The sequence below is a fragment of the uncultured Gimesia sp. genome, from assembly GCF_937919775.1.
Lineage (GTDB): Bacteria > Planctomycetota > Planctomycetia > Planctomycetales > Planctomycetaceae > Gimesia.
In genome coordinates, this window is sequence record NZ_CALFPF010000364.1 from 1 (window position 1) to 3,264 (window position 3,264).

Below are 3,264 nucleotides of genomic sequence, written 5' to 3' on the forward strand. Positions count from 1 at the left end.
CGCCAGACGTTTGCGGTCTGGCAGAAAGATGGCGTTCGATGCCAGGAATGCGTGACCTTCCGTAAATTCTTTTTGCGGTTCTCCGGTGGCAACATTCCAGGAAATGGCGGTTTTGTCGCGACTGGCTGTGACCAGTTGTGTTCCGTCATGCGAAAAGGAAACATCCAGAATCGCATCGACGTGCTGTGCGAGCACGCGCCCGTTCAGCGTACGGATTTCTGCATAATCGGCAATGTTCCACAATTTCAGTTGCGCGTCATGGCTGGCGGAAAGGATCCATTTGCCATCATTAAACAGTGTGGCGGCCTGAACCCAACTGTCATGACCGCGAAACGTCTTGATCGCTTTGGTGGTGGCGATGTCCCAGAGCTTGACCGTGTTGTCATGGCTGGCACTGAGAATCATCGTGCCATCAGCCGTGAACTCGGCAGACTGTACGCTCTCCTGATGTCCATCGAAAGCGGTGTAGGGGGATGCCTCGTTTTTTTTGCCGGAAACGATTTTCGAAAAGTCGTAAGGCACAATATCTTCCGGTTTCCATAACAGGATGCGGCGATCATAGCCGCCGGTGACAACATGCGTGCTCTCCGGATCAGGAGAGAAGTGGGCGGAATACACGGGGCCTTGATGACCGGTGAAGGGAGCACCCTGTTTTCCGGTCTCCACAGACCAGATGACGGCGGTTCCATCCTGGCTGGCTGTGACAATCCGACGCTCATCGGTAGAGAAGTTGGCATCCCAGACCCACCAGTTATGTCCCCAGAAACGGCGTAGTTGTTTCCCGGTTTCCAGCTCCCAGAGCCGCGCTGTTTTGTCATAGGAACTGGTCAAGAGTCGCGTGCCGTCTTTGGAAAAGGAGATGCTGAGCACGCCTTCCGTATGCCCTTGATCAAAGGGCATTTTCTGTCCGGGATTTTGAAACACTCTTTTAATTTGTAAACGCGATTCGAGATCCCAGAGTTTGAGAAACCCGTCAGGATCTTCAGAACCCGTTGCCAGCGTTTTACCGTCGGGGCTGATGGCGACCGCTAAAACGGGATACTTTTGATGATCGAAGGCGGCGATGACTTTTCCCGTCTCGCGATCCCAGAGACGTGCGAAACCATCTTTGCCGCCCGTGACGAACTGTGAGCCATCTTTCGAAATTGCCAATGCGTCAACCGGCGCTTTCGCATCGAAGGTGCGGCTGCTTTGTGAGCAGAGATGCATGAGCCGTCCCCATTCCCAGTTTCGTAATTCTTCAGGACATCCATTGAGCAGTTGAATAGCGCTTTCGAACGCGTTTTCATCAATCTTGGCGGCTGCCAGACCAATGCGGGCGATATAGGCTTCGTATTCTTCTGCCTTCTTCGCTGTGACTGCTTTATCACGCTCAATTTCTGCTACTTTCAGGGCTGCTTCTTGTTTTACCAGGGCAGCTTTTTCCTTTGCCAGAGCTACCGTTTCAAGCCGTTGTGCCTCTTCTGCTTTTTCCTTAGCTTCATCGGCTTTCTTCCGTGCAATCACTTCCTCAGCACGGGCATCTTCGGCTTTTTTACGTTCATTAACGGCGGTATCGCGTTCGGTTTCTGCGACTTTTTCGGCTGCGACTGCCCGGTTTGCTTCCGCCCGAATCCAGAAGAAGGCACCGGTGACCACAATCATGACGGTCGCCAGCATTCCGATGAAGACGCGTTTTGCTGCGCGGAGTCTTTGCTGACGGGCATCGCGTTCGGACTGGTCAGCCCGGATTTTTTCAATGAGTTCAGAATGTGACGGCTCTGCTTCATTCAGCAGCGAAAGTCCGAGGTCATAGTCGCCTTTTGCATAAGCCGTGCTGGCATAGTTTAAAGTTGTTTTCGTGACGCCTGCCTGCGCCGAGGTATTCTCCGGCCAGAGCGAAAGTGCTTCCTGGAAGCCGAACAGGGCGCGGGAAAACAGTTCATAGTTCTCTGTTTCCACGGCGGAACTCAAATCGGTTTCGGCTCTGGTTGCCAGCGAAATACTTTCCGAATGCGACTGATAATCCATGATAGCTTGCTGCAGCGCCTGCACGCTGGGATAACGATCCTTCGTTTGCGTTGCCATGGCTTTCATCGCAACATCAAAAAGTTCCCCTTTTTTCTCGGTCGCTACAATTTCATTTTTGGCAGCCGCCATCAGACATTTCATGGCTGTTTTGCCGGTATGCGGCGGGCGTCCCGTGAGAATTTCGTACAGGATCGCCCCTAACAGGTAAATGTCAGAGAGCGGCGAAATTTTATCGACAGGCCCCGTTGCCATTTCCGGAGCCATATAAGCGGGGGTTCCGCCCATGCTGGAAGTCGTGATGATGCTGCTGGACTTTCGGAATCCGGAGGTGGACTGTGCCAGCCCCCAGTCCATGACGAGCACTTCGCCGAACTCGCCGAGCATGACGTTTTCCGGTTTCAAATCGCGGTGGACGACGCTGCGTGAGTGCGCGAACGCGACGGCGTCGGCCACTTTCATCAGGATATTCAGGTTTTCAGCCAGCGATTTTTTCCGGATGGACTTTAACCACGGGCGGCCTTCCACTTTTTTCATCGAATAGAATAAGGCGCCGCTGTTATTACTACCCACATCATAAATCGGAACGATATTGGGATGGTCCAGTTCGCCGGTGACGACCGCTTCCGCCAGGAATTTGTGCCGCTGCTCGCGATTCTCAGCGGTTTTACCCTTGAGCATCTTGACGGCAACCTGGCGGTCAATGGATGTCTGCCGTGCAGTGTAGACGACACCCATGCCCCCCTGACCGAGAATTTCCAGCAGTTCATATTCGGCATTGGCTAAATATTCCGACTTGATCTTATCGCTGAAAAGCCGTTTTTTAATCACCAGCGATGTCTGATTCGTCAGTTCCTCTCCAGCCAGATCCGGGGCTTTGATGGTCATTTCGGGACCGTCGGCCATCGTCGCCATTTCCCCGCCCCAGGCCGAATTCATCGTCGCCATCAGTTCCGGGGGAACATCATCAGAGACAAGTGTAGCATCAATCGCGCGGGGCGTGCTGTCACTTTCGACGAATGTCGCATTGATGTCAGACAGATTCTCGGACTCGTCGAGCACCATTGTCTGATCATTTGCAGATTCCTCGCGCTCTTCCGGAATTTCACTGATCGTGCGTGTTTCCGCCCAGGCGCTTTGATCCTCTTCCGATAGCGTCTGATCTATAGCCAGCGCTTCCGGATCGACAAGCGTCGCATAGATATCATCGGCAGCGGGCGTTTCAACAATGGTCTGATCATTTGAGGCGAGATCATC

Annotated in this window: 1 protein-coding gene; it reads right to left on the bottom strand. The window is 53.2% G+C overall.

The annotated features are described in order from the left end of the window. On the bottom strand, positions 1–3,264 hold a 3,264-nt coding region (locus Q0294_RS10050), incomplete at both ends, for a protein kinase (RefSeq protein ID WP_299464244.1).